General features: G+C 39.5%; 13 protein-coding genes. 7 read left to right on the top strand and 6 right to left on the bottom strand.

What is annotated here, in order from left to right:
- Positions 1 to 130: 130 nt before the first annotated feature.
- Positions 131 to 340: a hypothetical protein gene (locus KHA99_RS28975; protein ID WP_213120982.1), complete on the bottom strand. Its 210-nt coding sequence runs from the start codon at positions 338 to 340 to the stop codon at positions 131 to 133.
- Positions 341 to 563: 223 nt separating this feature from the next.
- Here KHA99_RS28975 and KHA99_RS28970 point away from each other — a divergent pair, with 223 nt between their 5' ends.
- The 6 genes from KHA99_RS28970 (at position 564) to phoU (ending at position 5657) form a co-directional block, all read left to right on the top strand.
- Entirely contained in the window at positions 564 to 1475 is a 912-nt protein-coding gene (locus KHA99_RS28970; RefSeq protein WP_213120981.1) for a phosphate ABC transporter substrate-binding protein, read from the top strand.
- A 76-nt stretch (positions 1476 to 1551) separates the two neighbouring features.
- Positions 1552 to 2472 carry a phosphate ABC transporter permease subunit PstC gene (gene pstC, locus KHA99_RS28965; protein WP_213120980.1) on the top strand — a complete coding sequence of 307 codons (921 nt, stop codon included), beginning with the start codon at positions 1552 to 1554 and terminating at the stop codon, positions 2470 to 2472.
- Positions 2472 to 3359 carry a phosphate ABC transporter permease PstA gene (pstA, locus tag KHA99_RS28960; RefSeq protein ID WP_213120979.1) on the top strand — a complete coding sequence of 296 codons (888 nt, stop codon included), beginning with the start codon at positions 2472 to 2474 and terminating at the stop codon, positions 3357 to 3359. The genes pstC and pstA overlap by 1 nt, the downstream gene beginning before the upstream one ends.
- Before the next feature lie 28 nt (positions 3360 to 3387).
- A complete protein-coding gene (pstB, locus tag KHA99_RS28955) occupies positions 3388 to 4197 on the top strand; it encodes a phosphate ABC transporter ATP-binding protein PstB (protein WP_213120991.1) in 810 nt (269 codons plus the stop codon).
- A gap of 12 nt (positions 4198 to 4209) precedes the next feature.
- Positions 4210 to 4983: a phosphate ABC transporter ATP-binding protein PstB gene (gene pstB, locus KHA99_RS28950; RefSeq protein ID WP_213120978.1), complete on the top strand. Its 774-nt coding sequence runs from the start codon at positions 4210 to 4212 to the stop codon at positions 4981 to 4983.
- A 14-nt stretch (positions 4984 to 4997) separates the two neighbouring features.
- The gene (phoU, locus tag KHA99_RS28945) at positions 4998 to 5657 is read left to right on the top strand and encodes a phosphate signaling complex protein PhoU (RefSeq protein WP_213120977.1); all 660 of its coding nucleotides are present in this window, start codon (positions 4998 to 5000) and stop codon (positions 5655 to 5657) included.
- Between the two features lie 26 nt (positions 5658 to 5683).
- Here the strand turns inward: phoU and KHA99_RS28940 are convergent, their stop codons facing one another.
- A complete protein-coding gene (locus KHA99_RS28940; RefSeq protein ID WP_213120976.1) occupies positions 5684 to 5866 on the bottom strand; it encodes a hypothetical protein in 183 nt (60 codons plus the stop codon).
- A gap of 669 nt (positions 5867 to 6535) precedes the next feature.
- Between KHA99_RS28940 and KHA99_RS28935 the strand changes: the two genes are divergently transcribed.
- Positions 6536 to 7465 carry a phosphate ABC transporter substrate-binding protein gene (locus tag KHA99_RS28935; protein ID WP_213120975.1) on the top strand — a complete coding sequence of 310 codons (930 nt, stop codon included), beginning with the start codon at positions 6536 to 6538 and terminating at the stop codon, positions 7463 to 7465.
- 889 nt (positions 7466 to 8354) lie between these two features.
- On the opposite strand, the gene KHA99_RS28930 is transcribed toward KHA99_RS28935, so the two are convergent.
- The 4 genes from KHA99_RS28930 to KHA99_RS28915 all read right to left on the bottom strand — a co-directional run bounded on the left by KHA99_RS28930 (position 8355) and on the right by KHA99_RS28915 (position 17237).
- Positions 8355 to 9266 carry an EAL domain-containing protein gene (locus KHA99_RS28930; RefSeq protein WP_213120974.1) on the bottom strand — a complete coding sequence of 304 codons (912 nt, stop codon included), beginning with the start codon at positions 9264 to 9266 and terminating at the stop codon, positions 8355 to 8357.
- Between the two features lie 206 nt (positions 9267 to 9472).
- A complete protein-coding gene (locus tag KHA99_RS28925) occupies positions 9473 to 12598 on the bottom strand; it encodes an efflux RND transporter permease subunit (protein WP_213120973.1) in 3126 nt (1041 codons plus the stop codon).
- Positions 12599 to 12734: 136 nt separating this feature from the next.
- A complete protein-coding gene (locus KHA99_RS28920; RefSeq protein ID WP_213120972.1) occupies positions 12735 to 15095 on the bottom strand; it encodes an alkaline phosphatase family protein in 2361 nt (786 codons plus the stop codon).
- A gap of 237 nt (positions 15096 to 15332) precedes the next feature.
- Entirely contained in the window at positions 15333 to 17237 is a 1905-nt protein-coding gene (locus KHA99_RS28915) for a PhoX family protein (protein ID WP_213120971.1), read from the bottom strand.
- Between the last annotated feature and the right edge of the window lie 32 nt (positions 17238 to 17269).

The raw sequence follows: 17269 nt of genomic DNA, 5'->3' as shown, positions 1-17269 counted from the left end.
GCTTCAGTTTTTGAAGCAAAAGAGCCGTCTTTTTTTTGTATTTGGGCGTAACTTGATGCGGAGACGGGTTTTACCGGTTTCCCCCAAAAGGAGACAGAAGAACCGTCCCATACATTTGATCTAACGCTTGCTATTTTTTTATGGGAGGATTGTTACTATCAACATGAAAAGGAAGAAGATTGTCTTCTTTTTCTCCATAGAATTGTTCCTGAATTTCTTGATTAGCCTTTTCTGTTTCGGAATTTACCTGAGAGTATCTTGCACTATAATCTTTAAATTTTTGACTTAAATATTGATTTACTTCCTTAGCCTTATTTTTGTTTTGTTCACCTTCGGACATGCTAATCCCTCTCTTACTTTTTAATCTATTTTCCCTTCTAATGTTCAATTTTTTGAAAAAATAAATTCACAGAACGTCAAGGAATATTTTAGGACAAAGGTAGTAAATGCTGCTTGCCTTGAAAAGTTTTTATCTTACTTAAATATTTATTTTTGGCAGAGGCATCATAAAAAGGAATGATGCTATTCCTAATACTAACCTTATCCGGGAGGAATTTACGAAAATGAAAAGTTTAAAAAAAATCAGCCTATTGATGACAATTGTAGCTTTAATGTTATTTGCAGCTGCGTGCGCCGGAGGAGCGAAAAAAGACACAACTAAAGATACCGGTGATAAAGCCGGAAAAGAACTTTCTGGTTCCTTGGTCGTTTCTGGCTCTTCTGCCATGCAGCCCCTTGTAGCGGCAGCGGCGGAAGAATTTATGGCTAATAATCCTAAAGTAGATATTCAAGTAAACGCTGGCGGATCTGGTACTGGTTTATCACAGGTTGCGGAAGGATCTGTTCAAATCGGAAACTCTGATGTTTTCGCGGAAGAAAAACAAGGGATTCCAGCTGACCAATTAGTGGATCATAAAGTTGCGGTTGTTGGAATCACTGCCGCAGTTAACCCAGGTGTCGGAATTAAAGACATTTCAAAAGAAAACCTTATTAAGGTTTTTACAGGCAAAATTACAAACTGGAAAGATGTTGGCGGTAAGGATCAAAAAATCGTATTAGTCAACCGCCCTGATGCTTCAGGTACTCGTGCAGTATTCAATAAATTTGCTCTTGATGGAGCAACACCTGCGGAAGGAATTACAGAAGATTCATCTAACACGGTTAAAAAAATTGTTAATGAAACCGCTGGTGCAGTTGGTTATTTAGCTTTCTCATACTTTACAGATGATAAAGTAACTCCACTATCTATAGATGGCGTTGAACCAACAGATGAAAATGTCCAATCAGGCAAATTCCCAGTTTGGGCGTACGAACACTCTTATACCAAGGGTGAACCAAGCGGTGCGACAAAAGCATTTTTGGACTATTTAATGTCTGCTGATGTTCAAAACAAGTTATTAAAAGAGCAGGGCTATTTACCTGTAACAAAAATGAAGGTAGAACGTGACGCGAAAGGTAATCAAACAAACAAATAGGTCGTATGTAGCAGTTAAAGGGTAAATGTGTCACCACATTTACCCTTATGACGTAGTTTTAGGGGGTTGGTGCAATATGGAAAAAGTGAGTTCTGCAAAAGATAGGCTGCTGAAGTCCGGCCAAGATTGGCTGGGTGGGGAATTTAGGGGAAAGGCCTTGGTCATCTTATGTGCTGTCATTATGATTTCTGCCACTATTGCCATTACGATATTTCTAGGGACAAAAGGGCTCCAATCCTTTATAAAAGATGGTATCAGCCTTATCGAATTCATAACTAGTAAGACTTGGAATCCTACGGATAAGGCTAATCCGAAATATGGTACACTGCCATTTATTTTTGGCTCATTTGCCGTCACCTTTCTCTCGGCACTTGTTGCAGCGCCATTAGGGATTGGCGGGGCCATCTTTATGACAGAAATTTCCTCATCCTGGGGAAGAAAAATATTACAACCTGTTATTGAGTTGTTAGTTGGAATTCCTTCGGTTGTATATGGGTTCATCGGGCTTTCCGTATTAGTCCCTTTTATCCGGGAAAATATAGGAGGACTTGGATTCAGCCTGCTTTCCGGAACCATTGTTCTTTCCATTATGATTTTGCCAACAGTAACATCCATCGCTACCGATGCAATGGGTTCTCTGCCAGGGGCCTTAAGAGAAGGTTCTTTTGCTTTGGGTGCCACCCGTTGGCAAACCATCAAAAAAGTACTTATTCCTGCTGCCATGCCATCACTGCTGACGGCCATCGTACTAGGAATGGCGAGAGCATTTGGTGAAGCGTTGGCAGTTCAAATGGTCATCGGAAACGTGAAGAATTTGCCTTCAAGCTTATTGGATGCTTCTGCCACGTTAACAACCATTATTACGTTAAACATGGGTCATACTACATATGGAAGTGTGGAAAATAATACCCTTTGGTCGATGGGATTGATCCTATTAGTCATGTCGTTCGCATTTATTCTCCTCATTCGTTATTTATCAGCAAGGAGGAAATTGTAATGAATACGAAAACCGCTGACCGAATAGCTACTGGTGTGTTCTATTGCATAGCACTTATTATCATTGCAATTCTTGTTAGTCTTTTTTACTATATTTTGGTTAACGGATTAAAAAATATATCGCTTGATTTCCTAACAACTCCCTCAAGCAACGTAAGAGCTGGAGGGGGAATCCGTGACCAATTGTTCAATTCCTTGTATGTTTTGGTCATTACGATGGTAATTGCCGTCCCATTAGGGTTGGGCGGAGGAATTTATATGGCGGAATATGCTAAACCTGGAAAGATTACTGATACTATTCGTTCTTGTATCGAAGTTCTAGCCTCTCTGCCTTCAATTGTGATTGGAATGTTTGGTTTATTGATGTTTGTTAATTTAACTGGATGGGGTTATACGATTTTAGGGGGGGCATTAGCTCTTACCGTATTCAATCTGCCAGTCATTGTGCGGGTGAGTGAGGATGCGATTCGGTCTGTTCCCCGGGAGTTAAAAGAGGCCAGCCTTGCATTAGGGATTACTCATTGGCACACCATTAAAACGGTAATTTTGCCTAGTGCATTTCCCACGATTTTAACCGGTATCATCCTTGCTTCGGGCCGTGTATTTGGGGAAGCAGCGGCATTATTATTTACTGCCGGCTTGTCTACACCAAGACTTGATTATGCAAACTGGAACCCCTTTTCTGCCACATCCCCATTAAATATTTTTCGTCCGGCGGAGACCTTGGCAGTACACATTTGGGCTGTCAATACTCAAGGCTTAATTCCTGATGTGGAAGAGGTCTCAAGCGGTGCGGCTGCCGTTTTAGTCCTTTCCGTATTAATTTTTAATTTATTGGCAAGATGGATTGGAAGCTTGATTCATCGCAAAATCACGGCAACTAAATAAAAGCAGGTGAAAAAACATGGCGACAGCAATGAAGCAAAGACCAGCCGAAACAGACTTGATTCAAAGTAAAGAAAATCAGCAACAAAATATGGTTTTGCATGTTAAAAACTTAGAAATTTTCTATGGAGAAAAACGAGCTGTTAATGGAATATCAATGGATATTGAGAAAAATTCAGTAACTGCCCTTATAGGTCCGTCTGGATGCGGTAAATCGACATTTTTGCGCAGTATTAACAGAATGAATGATTTGATACCCGGAGCAAGGGCAGAAGGGGAAATTATCTATGATGACCTAAATATATTATCAGAGCAAATAAATGTTGTAGCGTTACGGAAAGAAATCGGGATGGTCTTTCAAAAGCCGAATCCATTTCCAAAATCCATTTATGATAATATCACCCACGCTTTGAAGTTTGCAGGCATCAGAAAGAAAAGCAAGCTTGATGAAATCGTTGAGGAGAGTCTTCAGAAAGCAGCATTATGGGAGGAAGTAAAAGATCGTCTGCATAAATCCGCATTATCACTGTCTGGAGGGCAGCAGCAACGTCTCTGCATTGCTCGGACGATCGCTATGAAGCCAACTGTCATGCTCCTTGACGAGCCATCTTCAGCGCTGGATCCTATCTCGAATGCCAAGGTTGAGGATCTTATCGTGGAGTTGAAAAAGGACTATTCAATCATAATTGTTACTCATAATATGCAGCAAGCGTCTCGTATTTCTGATAAAACAGCCTTCTTCCTGAGCGGTGATTTGATAGAATATGACATCACCGATACGATATTTACGAATCCATCTGTCAAAAAAACAGAGGAATATATCTCGGGAAGATTCGGATAAGGGGGGAATGGTGTGACGTTTACAACCTTAACCAGGAATGTATTTGATATAAAGGACCTTAATTTATGGTATGGTGAACATCATGCATTAAAGAATATTAATTTTCCGATTATCAAAAAAGAGGTCACAGCTATGATTGGTCCTTCCGGGTGTGGAAAGTCAACCTTTGTAAAGACGTTGAACTTGATGATTAATTATGTTTCGAATGTTAAGATGACGGGGGAAATCAATTTTAATGGCCACAATATATTAAATGAAAAATTGGACTTGGTAGAATTGCGGAAAAAGGTTGGAATGGTCTTTCAAAAAGGAAATCCCTTTCCACAGTCAATTTATGATAATGTCGCTTACGGACCCAGAATCCATGGAATCAAAAAAAAGAAGCATCTGGATGAGATTGTCACGAAATCATTGATGAACGTTGCTTTGTGGGATGAGGTGAAGGACAGGTTACATGCACCTGCTCTCGGGCTTTCGGGCGGCCAGCAGCAAAGGCTGTGTATTGCCAGGGCTCTTGCTACAAAACCAGAGGTCTTATTAATGGATGAGCCAACATCGGCCCTTGATCCCATTTCCACCTTGAAAATTGAAGAATTAATTTTGGAACTAAAGGAAAAATATACGATTGTCATTGTGACGCACAATATGCAGCAAGCCTCAAGAGTGTCGGATAAAACAGCTTTCTTTTTAATGGGAGAATTAATTGAACTCGATGAAACTTCAAAGATTTTCTCGAACCCAAGGGATGAACGGACTGAAGGGTATATTACAGGGAGATTTGGATAATAGGGGTGACAATAGTGAATACAAGGTCAAAATTCGATAGTCATTTAAAAGAATTAAAAGATATGCTGATGGAAATGGCCCGCAAATCGGAAAATGCCATTAAGGAAAGTATTAATGCCCTAATAAATCAAGATATTGATAAATCAAATGAGATTATTCAAAATGATACAATCATCGATGATTTGGAACATGAAATTAATAATAAAGCCATTATCCTAATTGCAAAGGAATCTCCCGTAGCAAGGGATCTCCGGAAAATCATTGTCGCTCTAAAAATATCATCAGAGGTCGAACGTATTGCTGATAATGCTGTTAATATTGCAAAATCAACGGTACATATCGGCAAAGAAAAACATATTAAAGAAATAGTCGACATTCCGATTATGATGAATCTTGCATTGGAGATGCTAAGTGATTCTTTAAACGCTTTCCTCTCGGAAGATGTCGAACTGGCAAAGACGTGTGCAAAGAAAGACGATAAGGTCGATGAAATGTATGGAAAACTTATAAAAGAGCTTATGGGATATGTACAGAAATATCCTGATCATATTAATCAAATTAATCAGTTAGCATTTGTATGCAGATATATCGAAAGGATTGCGGACCACTCAACCAATATTGGTGAGCATGTTATTTACCTTGTGACCGGAGAACGTTATGATTTAAATGCTTAAGATTGTTCATTAGAATGATGATAGAGCTAATGAATATGTCTAATACCTGATAATTTAATTGAAAAGGACTTTTGCTTTTCATCCTTTAAAAAAAGAACTTGTTCTTTTAAATTAACACCGCAAACTTTACCTTTCAGTATCTTCAAAGTTCCATTTGTATCATAATCAATAGTAATCATGCGATTGTTAGTAAATTGTCTTAAAAACATGGATATCCTCCTTTTATGTTGAAATTGTTTTTCATGCTTATTGTAAAATCGGTTTATTAAGTCAGTATGAAAGATGTGTAAAAGATCTTTATGTTTTAGTTGAAGTTTCTAAATATATAAAAAGGACGTTCAAGTAAAAAGTTATACTTGGCGTCTTTTTTTAGATCCAAAAAAGAATAATAAATTTATCAGATTGGCGAGAAAGGGTATTTTTCTCGGCAATTTTTTATTTTGTCAAAACCTGAATTATCCAATTTTTATTAATCATCCCTGCTAACAGGCCTGTTGATTTCCGCTCCGGGCACTCGCTTTCCGCGGGGAGGTCCTAGAGCCTCCTCGGCGCTTTGGCGCCTGCGGGGTCTCCAGTGACCTCTATATCCCGCAGGAGTCGAGTGCCCTCCTCTCCAATCAACAGACTTGTTGAAAAAGCCTTTTATTAATTACGCTATAACAAATTAACACGGAGAATCATTAAAGAAAATGGATAAAATAAATGGCTATCGATAGTTTCTCGACAGCCTGAAGAATTGTAAATTCATGATTCTTATTATTTAACTTATCTTTACATAACCTTTACAACCAATTAAAACCACGTTAATACTTTTGGACTATCTTTATATGTGTAAGGCAAATAAATATAATCAAACTTCCTGAGGAGGAACCAACGCAATGAAAAGCTTGAAAAAATTAAGCCTTCTTACATTATTTGCAGCATTAATGGTCATCATGGCAGCTTGTGGAGGCAGTGCTTCAACAGATAAGAAAGAGGAAAATACTAGCAAGGAAAAACCTAAAACTGAAGAAGTGAAAGAACTTTCCGGTTCATTAGTTGTTTCTGGTTCGTCTGCGATGCAGCCATTAGTAGCAGCGGCAGCTGAAGAATTCATGGCAAAAAATCCAAAAGTTGATATTCAAGTAAATGCGGGCGGATCTGGTACAGGCTTATCTCAAGTATCTGAAGGATCTGTTCAAATTGGTAACTCTGACGTTTTTGCTGAAGAAAAAATTCCTGATAAAGCAAGTGAACTTAAAGATCATAAAGTAGCTGTTGTAGGTATGACTGCTGCTGTTAACCCTAAAGTTGGAATTAAAGATATTAAAAAAGATGACTTAATCAAAGTTTTCACTGGTAAAATCACAAACTGGAAAGAACTTGGCGGGAAAGATCAAAAAATCGTTCTTGTAAACCGTCCTGACTCTTCAGGTACTCGTGCTATTTTCAATAAGTTTGCTCTTGACGGTGCAACACCTGCTGAAGGCGTGACTGAGGATTCTTCAAACACTGTTAAAAAGATTATTAGCGAAACAGACGGTGCTATTGGCTACCTTGCATTCTCTTACTTCACTGATGATACTGTAACTCCACTTGCAATCGATGGCGTTGAAGCAACTGCAGAAAACGTTCAATCTGGTAAATTCCCAGTGTGGGCATACCAGCATTCATATACTAAAGGTGAACCAACAGAAATTGCAAAAGCATTCCTTGACTACCTAATGAGTGACGATGTTCAAACAACTTTATTGAAAGAACAAGGTTACCTTCCTGTAACGAAAATGAAAGTAGAACGTGACGCTGAAGGAAAACAAAAAAATCTATAATATTCACCAAATGGTAAATGCGTCAGCATTTACCTTTTTTAATATTTAATGAACTAAAAAAGCATCCTAACTATGCTTTTCAGGGTGTCGAGAAACTATCGATAGCCATTTTTTTATCCACTTTCATTAACGATTAACCGCGTTAATTCGTTTCAATGTTATTAATAAAAGGCTTTTCAACAAGTCTGTTGATTGGCGCTCCAGGCACTTCGCGCACCTTAGGGCGTGACGGGGAGCCTCCTCGTGCTTCGCTCCTGCGGGGTCTCCCCTGCCCCGTACTCCCGCAGGAGTCTTCGTGCCTTCCGCGCCAATCAACAGGTGTATTCAATAAAGTCCTTCAACTCCAATAAAATAAGTGGTGAATTTAATGTTTAAGCCAAAAGAGTATAGCCAAAGCCAAAGTGAATATGAATGACCACCTTCTTCGTTTGACAAATATATTGATTTCTCTTTTCTTCTTGAAAAAGTTCGACCTTTTTATAGTGAGGACAAAGGCCGCCCATACGATCTCCTCATTCTTTTTAAAATGATAAACAGGCTCTTCTTACTGCAGCCTGCCAAAATATGAAAAAGATTGCAACACACTTATCAAGGATGGAAAATGTGTGTTGCATAACTTAGGTTGATTTGCCTCCCTGTTTATTGGAGTGGAGGGCACTCGACTCCTGCGGGATATAGAGGTCACTGGAGACCCCAAGGCGCCAAAGCGCCGAGGAGGCTCCAGGAGCTCCCCGCGGAAAGCGAGTGCCCGGAGCGGAAATCAACAGGCCCGTTAGCAGGGATAATCAATAAAAATTTGGTAATTTAGGTTTGGACAAAATAAAAATTGCCGATAAAAATAACCTTTCTCGACAATTTGAAAAGCATCCCAACGATGCTTTTTTATGTTTTAGCTGGCTTCACCTTCAGTGGTTGCCTTCTGATGATTTATTGAATACTTAGGAAGAACCCCAGGTTTTACTTCCTCATGTGGTTTACCTAGTGCATATCCTTGCCCGTAATGTACTCTTTGTTCACGTATAAAATCAAGTTCTTCCATTCTTTCTATTCCTTCGGCGATAATTTCCGTAGAAGATTGTTTTGCGTATTCGATGATTAATTTAACCAAGTGCTGCTGCTCGATATTTTGATCGATATTTTGAATGAGGGATCTATCAAGCTTAATAAATTCAGGCTTTAGATAAATTAATGTTTTAAGACTATTGAAGCCAGAGCCAACATCATCAATGGCGATTCGATATCCTTGGGAACGATAATTGGAAAGGACCTTTTCAAACAGTACAAAATCTGTAACAGCACTTCTCTCTGTTAATTCAAAAACAACCTGGTTTGGTTCAATTCCAAGCTCAGATAAGAGCTGAAGTGTTTCGCCGCTTTGATAATTGGAATCTAATAAAACATTAGGGTGGATATTAATAAATAGTAATGAGGTTCTTTGTCGGACATTCCCTTTTAAGCGATTAATAAAACGTTTAAGAGAAATATTTCTACAAAAACATTCAAATAAAAACACTTGATTCGATTGTCCAACAAATTCATAAAACGTATCGGTGTTTGGAAATAGATTCGTTGCAATAGGACGATTTAAGGCTTCATATCCAACCGTTTCTCCGGACTCTAATTTAAGAATAGGCTGAAAGAATGTATCTAATGCATTATTTTTCATTATTTTTTGTAATTCCTTCAATCTCTTATAATACAACACCTCTTTCTTTAGTCTGTTATTTAAGTGCTTAAAATAAGAATAAAAGATACTACTCCTAAACGTAGTAATTAAATGGCTGTTTTCTTGACTATCCATGTTAAGCGCACCTGCTTTAATATGATGATTATAATTTTAATTTACAAATATTAATCTAATGTAAATTTAACAATGGACTTTTGTTAATTTTTTGATGGACTTTCCTTAATTGTAATGAAGGTGTGGTATAGAAGCGAATAAGAAAATAGGCTCGGAATGTACCGAGCCTTGGTGAATCCAATATGTCTGACATATAGATAATACTTTTAAGCGGTAATTTGATACTCTTGCTTGGCCTTATTTTTTGTAGCTCTTTTACTTAACCATTCATACATAATCGGAATGATCAACAGGCTGATAAGTGTAGAACTGATCATACCGCCTATTACGACCATACCTAGTGTTTGAGAAACGATTGTGTTTCCGTTGCTTGAAAAGGCTAAAGGGAGCAGGGTCAGGATGGTTGTTCCTGCAGTCATTAACACTGGTCTGACCCTAGAAGAGGTGCCGACCAGAATGGCCTGTTTTGCCTCCATCCCTTCTGCTAAATTCCGTTCAATTTTATCAACCAGGACTATTCCATTGGTGACCACGATTCCTGCCAGCATTAATATTCCAATCAATGCTGCGAGATTCCATTCCATTCCGAATAGAACCATGCTCCACACGGAACCAATCAATGCCAATGGAATGCAAATAAGGACTGATGCTGGAGCATGCCATCCTCGGAAAACAGCACTGATAATCATAAGGACCAGTACAAGAGAGAGGGCAAGAGCGAGACTCATCTCTAATACCATCTGCTTCACTTGTTGAGAAATCCCTCCAATTGAATACTCAACACCTGAGGGAAGATCTAATCCGTTCATGGTTTCTTTTACTTGCTGGGTTACCTTTCCAATGTCCTTTGTAATAATATTACCTGTAACGGCGGCAAAAGGACGGCCATCCTGCTCACTTATAACAGTTTGCATGCTTGTCTCCAACGTCGTTATTTCCGCAAGCGACACCATTGACCCATCCTTGGCTGTAAACATTTCATGCCCCATTTTGGATAATATTGTTTTTTCAGGTTCAGGGTCAGTTGCTGTTAGGTTATGTTTAAAGCCATCAGCATGAATAGCTATGGGAGTTTCTATATTACCTGATAAAATCTTCAGGCTGTCGTCTTGGGGCAGGTAACCATTAATACGTTTAAGAACTTCATCAACATCTAGTCCCAAGCTTTGAATTTTTTCCTGATTAAGTGAAAGATAATGTTTTATTGGTGCATCCGCATCATTCGCTGCTCCTTCTACACTTAATCCTGGAATCATCTGCAGTTTGCTTTTAACCAAAATAGCAGCTGCTGCGAGTCCCTGTTGGTCTCCGCCAGTTAAAATAACTTTTAGCCTGGAATCATCTCCTGCTATATTTTGGTTGGAAACCGTATAGACCGCAGTAGTTGAAAGTCTCCCGAGCTGCTGACGCAATTCCTTAACGAAAGAATCAATGTCGGATTGGTCTTTAATCCCAACAGATACATTGGCGATATTTTGTTTTTGCATCCAGCCGCCGCCTTCATCAAAGACATCATCAAACATTGGGGTAAAGTTCGATCCAAGAGTCGATGAAAATGTGTCCACTTCATGGTTATTCTTTAAGATCGTTTCAATATTTTTCACTTCGGCATCGACATCTGACAGCTGTGCTCCTTCAGGGAGTTCAATTTGAATGGCAACATCCTTTGACGGCCCTCTTGGAAAAAAGTTGACCGGAAGAAATGTGGCCGCTAAGATTGTAATGGCAAAAAGGAAGACGGTAAGTGTTGCAATCAATTTTTTCTTCAAGAAAACCCACTGGAGGATTTTTTGAGCGCTTGTCTCCATATCCATTGGCTTTGTTATAAGCGGTTTTTTCCATAATAAATAGGCTAGTGCAGGCACGACTATAATTGAAACTGCAAGAGAGGTCACAAGGGAAATCACCACCGACCAGGCAAATCCGGAAAATGCGGAACTAATTATCCCGCCAATGATTGAAATAGGTAAAAACACAGCAACCGTAGTGGCTGTCGAGGAAACAATCGCAGGAACCATTTCGACAACACCCTTTGCCAATCCCTGAACCGCCATATGGCCGTTGTTTGTTTCCAACTGCTTTCTGTACATATTATCGATTACAACAATAGAATCATCGACCACACGGCCCATCGCGACGATTAATCCGGAAATGGTTAAGATATTCAAGCTGACATCCATGGCCTTCAGGATTGCAGTAGTGGTAAGAAGGCAGATTGGCAATGATAAGGAAATGATCAAGGTTGAACGGGCATTCCTGAAAAATAATAATACACAGATGACAGAGAACAAAATCCCCAATAGTCCTTCTTTAATTAACCCTTTTAATGAAGTGTTTATTTCTTGTCCCTGATCCAAAAAGATTGAAAGGTCTACGGCATCTGACTTGACTTCGGGTATGGCTTGAATCCGTTCGTTAATTCGTGCTGTTACATCCGTAACATTGGAAGAAGGCGTTTTTAAGACATCCAACAGAACGCTGGGTTGGCCTGCACTCCTTGAAACCGTTTGTAAATTAATGATACTGCTCTCAATGTTGGCTACTTCTTGTAAACTTACATCTACTCCGCCTTTAACCGGGATTTTTATTTTTTGCAGGTCAGTTTGATTTAAGGTCCAGCCTGTAATACGGATTGGCATGGTAATTTGTCCATCTGGACCACCCTGTTCTTTAATGGTTCCCTGTGGCCAAATGGGGTGGATAGATGTAAGTGCAGATTGAATATCTTTTGGTGTTAACCCGTATTTGTGGAGTGCATCTTCTTTTAATGTCAATAGGTATCCGGCATTCCCGGCACCCGTGACACGCACTTCCCTAACTCCTGGAACCCGTTTGATTTCATTTGCCACCTTTTCTTGAAGGGTTGTACGCAAAAGATTTTCATCGATATTTTCAGTTCCGCTTGTCAAACTTATTCTCATTACGGGAAAGGAGTTCGTACTGACCCTTGTTATCAAAGGTTCTTTTACATCGTTAGGAAATTTGACCTTTTCAACGGAAGCTTTTACTTCCTCTTCGGCCTTTTCCATATCCGTATGATTGGGAAAGTAAAGGCTTGCCATTAAACCGCCGTCAAACGAATTGGTTTCCAAATAATCCAGTTTATCAACCGAGCGGACAGCCTCCTCAACCTTTGCTGTAATCATTTGTTTGACTTGATCAGCTTGATAGTTATCTGCTTGTATTGTGACCATAAGGGCCGTGTTATTAATAGGAGGGAGGTAGTCACGCTGCATCTGAAAGGCAGAAATGGCTCCCCATGCGATAATTAACACAACGCAGGTCAAAATCAAAATGGACCGTTTCATGGTCCCTTCAATAAATCGAATCATGTTAGAAATCCTTTCTTGTATATGAATAAATTGCATGCTTGAAAAGAAAAGGGAGGCCGACCAAAGGGGCAGGCCTCCCTGAAAAAATTGTATAAACATTTTCAATAGATTACTTTTAGTGTCTGAAACTTATAAGTTAATTAGCATTTTTTTTCTCTCCTGGATAAGGTTTATCACCTTTTGCGGATTTCCAAAGAATCTTGTTCAATTTTTCTGAGTCGGCATGATCTACTCCTGAAAAGTCTAGTTCTGCGGATTCTTTCGCCATCGGTGCATTTTGCCCATTTTTACGATCAAGCGGATAGGTTGGTTCTTCTACTTTAAATGACTCGAAATTAGGTTTATGTGTAAATGTGTTGATCATTGGAACTGCAGAGGCATCAAATTGTGTCATCGGCTTCATGCCCAAAATCATTTCCATTGTCCGTAGCATGGAGGTGGTATCATACAATGTGCTGTCTACAGTGCGTGTTTGTGTATAAGGGCTGATAACAAGAGATGTTGTGCGGTGAGCATCAACAGAATCCCAGCCATTTTGAGCATCATCTTCTGTGACAAAGATGGCGGTGTCTTTCCAATATGGCGAGTGACTTACCATATCGACAAGCTTACCAAGTGCATAATCGTTTTCCGCTACCATCGCTTGAGGGGTTAATTCTCCAACCTTTGTTCCGAGTGTATGGTCGTTTGGAAGACGAACAATTTGAAGTTGTGGAAGATTCCCGTTATCGACGAATTGCTTAAATTCATCTGCCCACGCATCAAAGCGGGTAAGATCTGATATTTTTAAATTGTAAGAAGGGTAGTCTGGATCAAAGTTATTACCCATGCTCGCTTCGGCAGCCACATATTTACCTGTTTTACTATCATAATTGACGAACTCTCCATAGCTTCTGAAAGATACACCCGAGCGAAGCGCATTCGTCCATAGGAATCCGGCTTTTGGATAGGCTGCTTCATTGCCGCCTTCAAAGTCATAAGCACGGTTACGTCCGGAATAGTTAGCCAGCCAGTTTTTCTCGACATAATCATTTGATTGTGCAGCTGTAGACCAGTTATGTCCTTGGGCGCTGATTTCTGCATTTGCATAGAAATTATCCAATAAGACGAATTGGTCCGCCAGCTTATGAATATTCGGTGTAATATCTTTTCCGAAGATGGTTAAGCTCGGGTCGCCATTTCCTTTTTCCATATCACCAAATACCTGGTCATAGGTGCGATTTTCTTTAATGACATAAATGACATGTTTAATTGGTGATTCTTGGCCCTCGAAGCGTGGGATAGGAAATTTTTCGCTTGCACTATATCCTGTTGGTTTAGCTATTTCATTATTTTTTTCGACTTGTTTTGTATATTTTTTCAGCTGCTTGTCATCCGGAATGTCGATAAAGGACATGGTTCCTTTGATCATACTCCCGATGTACTGGCCGTCCCGGTTAGAACCTGCTCCAAGCCCCTTGGCATTTAGCACCATGAGCTGGCCATCATGTAAATAGATTCCGCTTGGGTACCATGCAGTCGGAATTAACCCTTTCACTTCTCCTTTTTCCAAATCAATGACCGCCACGTCGTTATTTCCTCCATTGGAAACAAACAAAGTCTTGCCATCATTGCTTAGGGTAAGGGCATTTGGCTGGCTTCCCATTGGAGCATTTTTATAAGGGCTAAGCGATATCGTTTGGATTTCTTTTTGTTGTACTGGGTCAATGACGGAAACGGAATCACTGTCGGAATTGGTTACATAGATCATGCCATTCACGGAGTTCTCAACAATCGCATTTGGATGAAGGCCTGTTGGAATGGTATTTTTGATTTCGAGTGTTTCTGGGTCAACAACACTGATGCTGCTTTCTCCCCAGTTGCTGACATATAGTGATTTTCCATCGTTACTTAAAATAGCTGCGTAAGGATGCTTCCCAACACCAATTGTTTTTACGATTTGATTGGTGGCAAGATCTACTTTTGAAACGGAATGGTTTAAATTATTTGCAATAAAGAGGAACTTTCCATCCTTAGAAACGGAAATACCAGCAGGATAGAAGTTTGTTTTGCTGCTGTTTTGTAGCATGATTGGAGATTGTTCTGTTAATGTTCCATTATCAAAACCATAAACGCGAATTTTGTTATTGCCTCCGGCTGAAGCATAAACTGTTTTTCCATCTGGACTAAATGCAACCCCAAAATAAAGTGCTTCCGGAGATTTGTAAGGAATGGTCTGTATGACTTCTTGAGTTTGAACATCTACGACTTGAAGAGATTGTTCACCTTGTCCATCGTTGGAAACAATCAGATACCGATGATCCGGACTTAGCGCGCCACCCATCGGGAAATCGCCAAGCGTTACTTGTTTACCCGAAGGGGTAACAATCCATCCATGTGGAGTAACAGCCGTTCCATTTTCTTGGGGTCCAACCAATTGGGTGTAGCCGGCATAGGCAGATGTTGATCCAAGAATCAAAGTAGCCAGAGAAGCCGCCAGAATTTTCTTCTTTTTCATAAAACCCTCTCCCTTTTAATCAGTAATCTATTACATCATTAATCCTACTCCGTTTTTGTAAACTGGGAATTAAATAGAATTAAAAAGTATATAAATATAAATGGTAAAATTTGATTATTGACTCTACTAAATAGTAGTTTTGTCGTGTGTTTTTATCTAACTATGTAAAAAAACCCGGGAATCAATAGATTACCGGGTTTAAACCTTAGAAAATTCCTTACTATTTATAAATCTTAATCATTTTTTCAAATCTTCTAGTGAAGGCAGTCCGGAAATATAACCTATTCCACCAGTACGATTAATACCGATTTCTTTTTCCATTGCCTTTATTAGTTCCACTTTATCCACGGCAGAAATGTTCTTCGTATCTAATTCATCACCAGGATGTTGGAAATTGCTCATAATATAAGAGTGTCCTTTTAGATTATCTGCTGCAAATAAACCAGTTGATTCAGCCCCTGCTGGTACTGATAAAACTCTTGATAATTCCTTTGTATCAACATTATAGGCCCATACGAAGTTATTGGTATGCATTCCGCTGTCTTCACCAATGAACAATGTTCTTAATGCTTCGGAATAGCTTAAATTATCAGTATTGGCTACTGAATTCACATCTGCTGTATTTCCAAATGCATCTGCAGATGGCATGTCCTTCCCGGCAATAAGCCCAGACATTTTAGCCGCTACATACTCACTGTTTATCTTTTGGCCTTGACTGTCTTTTTGTCCAGCTGTTAAATCCAATTGATACGTAACACCAGATTTAATTTTTGGAAGATGGATATCATCGACTGGATCCGTGGAGCTTGCTTCCATACCTTTGCTTTGGTCGGAAATCGCAATGTATACTTTCTTGTCCTTTTCGTTTAGGGTTACGCCTTCCATTTTGTTAAATTCAGCTGTAGCTCCAAGCATTGCTGCATAACGGCGGGACTCTAAAAACGCTGCCGCTTTTTCCATACCAGGCTTCAATTTCAAGTATTCCGTTTTTCCGTAGGAATATTGCTTAACAGCTTTAAAGCCTTCCTTTGGCACGTCTGATGTTTCGAAGATATCACTGAACTTAACACCGCTGTCAATAATGGCTTTGACTTCCTTGTCCGTTGAATGGCCAAGATTAATCCATTCCAAATCACCTGCTCCGCCATTTTCTGTACCGGTTTGGTGGAATTTCGCTGCATAGAGTGTACCAGCAGATAAATCCTTCGCTTTATCTGCTACATACATAAACAACGTCGTATAGGATCCGTCATCTCCGAAGAAGGCAGTACGCTTATCAGGCATCATCTTCATTACTTCGTGCGAGAAACGTCCAGCGCTGTAATGTTTTTCGACCGATGTAGAACCATCCTTGTTTACAGTAATTTCAGGAATGAATCCATAGAAATATGGATTTGCTTTTGAAGCATCCCCGAAATAAAGCTTTGCAAAGCTTTCTACTTGAGTTCTGGAAGAGGATGTTGAATCCAATTCAAAACTGCGGGCATCCGGCTCATATTCCTCAGAACCTAAATGGGTATTCCAAGGTGAAAGGGAACCGTTACAAGGAATCCATAGACCATTTACGCTTGAAAAATCAATCTTCTTTACCTGTTTCTGTGTTAGCTCACCGGTCTTATTATTTTGGTCAAGAGTTGTCAGGGACATAGATGCAGGAACAATTCCATATGCGGATTTGCCAGCAGCATCGATCGTTTGGTATTCATAATGAGTTACCATGTATTGTTTCCCGGCAATTGGCTTTAATAAACTATTGGAATCAGGAGCATCGGATACATAGTACGTTGGATTCCCTTCTACACTAGTATCCATGATTGGATTTCCGTTTACATCAATCGGAGTACCAGCAGGAATCAGCTCGCCTTTATTGATAGCCACTTTATCTTCAGATTTAAATAGTTTCTGATAAGTAAGCGGGAAGTTCTTTACTTCACCATTGCTGTATTTTACATCTACTGATGCTTCTGTGTACGTTTTTACCATTTTATCAATAGTAGTAGGTGCTGGCATTCCGTTAAACTTAACAGAATCAATTTTTACTTGATTATTAGATGCAGCTGCCGCTGGAGTTAAGGCAGGAATTGTTAATGATAGAGCGAGGGCAATGGTCGTGCCTTTTTTGCCAATACGGAAATTTTTCATTATGATCCTCCTCAAAGATTCATTACTTTTTT

This window comes from Neobacillus rhizophilus (assembly GCF_018343535.1).
GTDB lineage: Bacteria > Bacillota > Bacilli > Bacillales > Cytobacillaceae > Neobacillus > Neobacillus rhizophilus.
This window is presented reverse-complemented; position numbering and strand designations above follow the sequence as displayed.

Bases quoted from the DNA above. Each gene is read 5' to 3' on its own strand.
- pstC (WP_213120980.1), top strand. From the start codon at position 1,552: ATGGAAAAAGTGAGTTCTGCAAAAGATAGGCTGCTGAAGTCCGGCCAA.
- KHA99_RS28930 (WP_213120974.1), bottom strand. From the start codon at position 9,266: ATGGATAGTCAAGAAAACAGCCATTTAATTACTACGTTTAGGAGTAGT.
- pstA (WP_213120979.1), top strand. From the start codon at position 2,472: ATGAATACGAAAACCGCTGACCGAATAGCTACTGGTGTGTTCTATTGC.
- KHA99_RS28920 (WP_213120972.1), bottom strand. From the start codon at position 15,095: ATGAAAAAGAAGAAAATTCTGGCGGCTTCTCTGGCTACTTTGATTCTT.
- KHA99_RS28935 (WP_213120975.1), top strand. From the start codon at position 6,536: ATGAAAAGCTTGAAAAAATTAAGCCTTCTTACATTATTTGCAGCATTA.
- KHA99_RS28975 (WP_213120982.1), bottom strand. From the start codon at position 340: ATGTCCGAAGGTGAACAAAACAAAAATAAGGCTAAGGAAGTAAATCAA.
- KHA99_RS28925 (WP_213120973.1), bottom strand. From the start codon at position 12,598: ATGATTCGATTTATTGAAGGGACCATGAAACGGTCCATTTTGATTTTG.
- KHA99_RS28915 (WP_213120971.1), bottom strand. From the start codon at position 17,237: ATGAAAAATTTCCGTATTGGCAAAAAAGGCACGACCATTGCCCTCGCT.
- KHA99_RS28940 (WP_213120976.1), bottom strand. From the start codon at position 5,866: ATGTTTTTAAGACAATTTACTAACAATCGCATGATTACTATTGATTAT.
- pstB (WP_213120991.1), top strand. From the start codon at position 3,388: ATGAAGCAAAGACCAGCCGAAACAGACTTGATTCAAAGTAAAGAAAAT.
- KHA99_RS28970 (WP_213120981.1), top strand. From the start codon at position 564: ATGAAAAGTTTAAAAAAAATCAGCCTATTGATGACAATTGTAGCTTTA.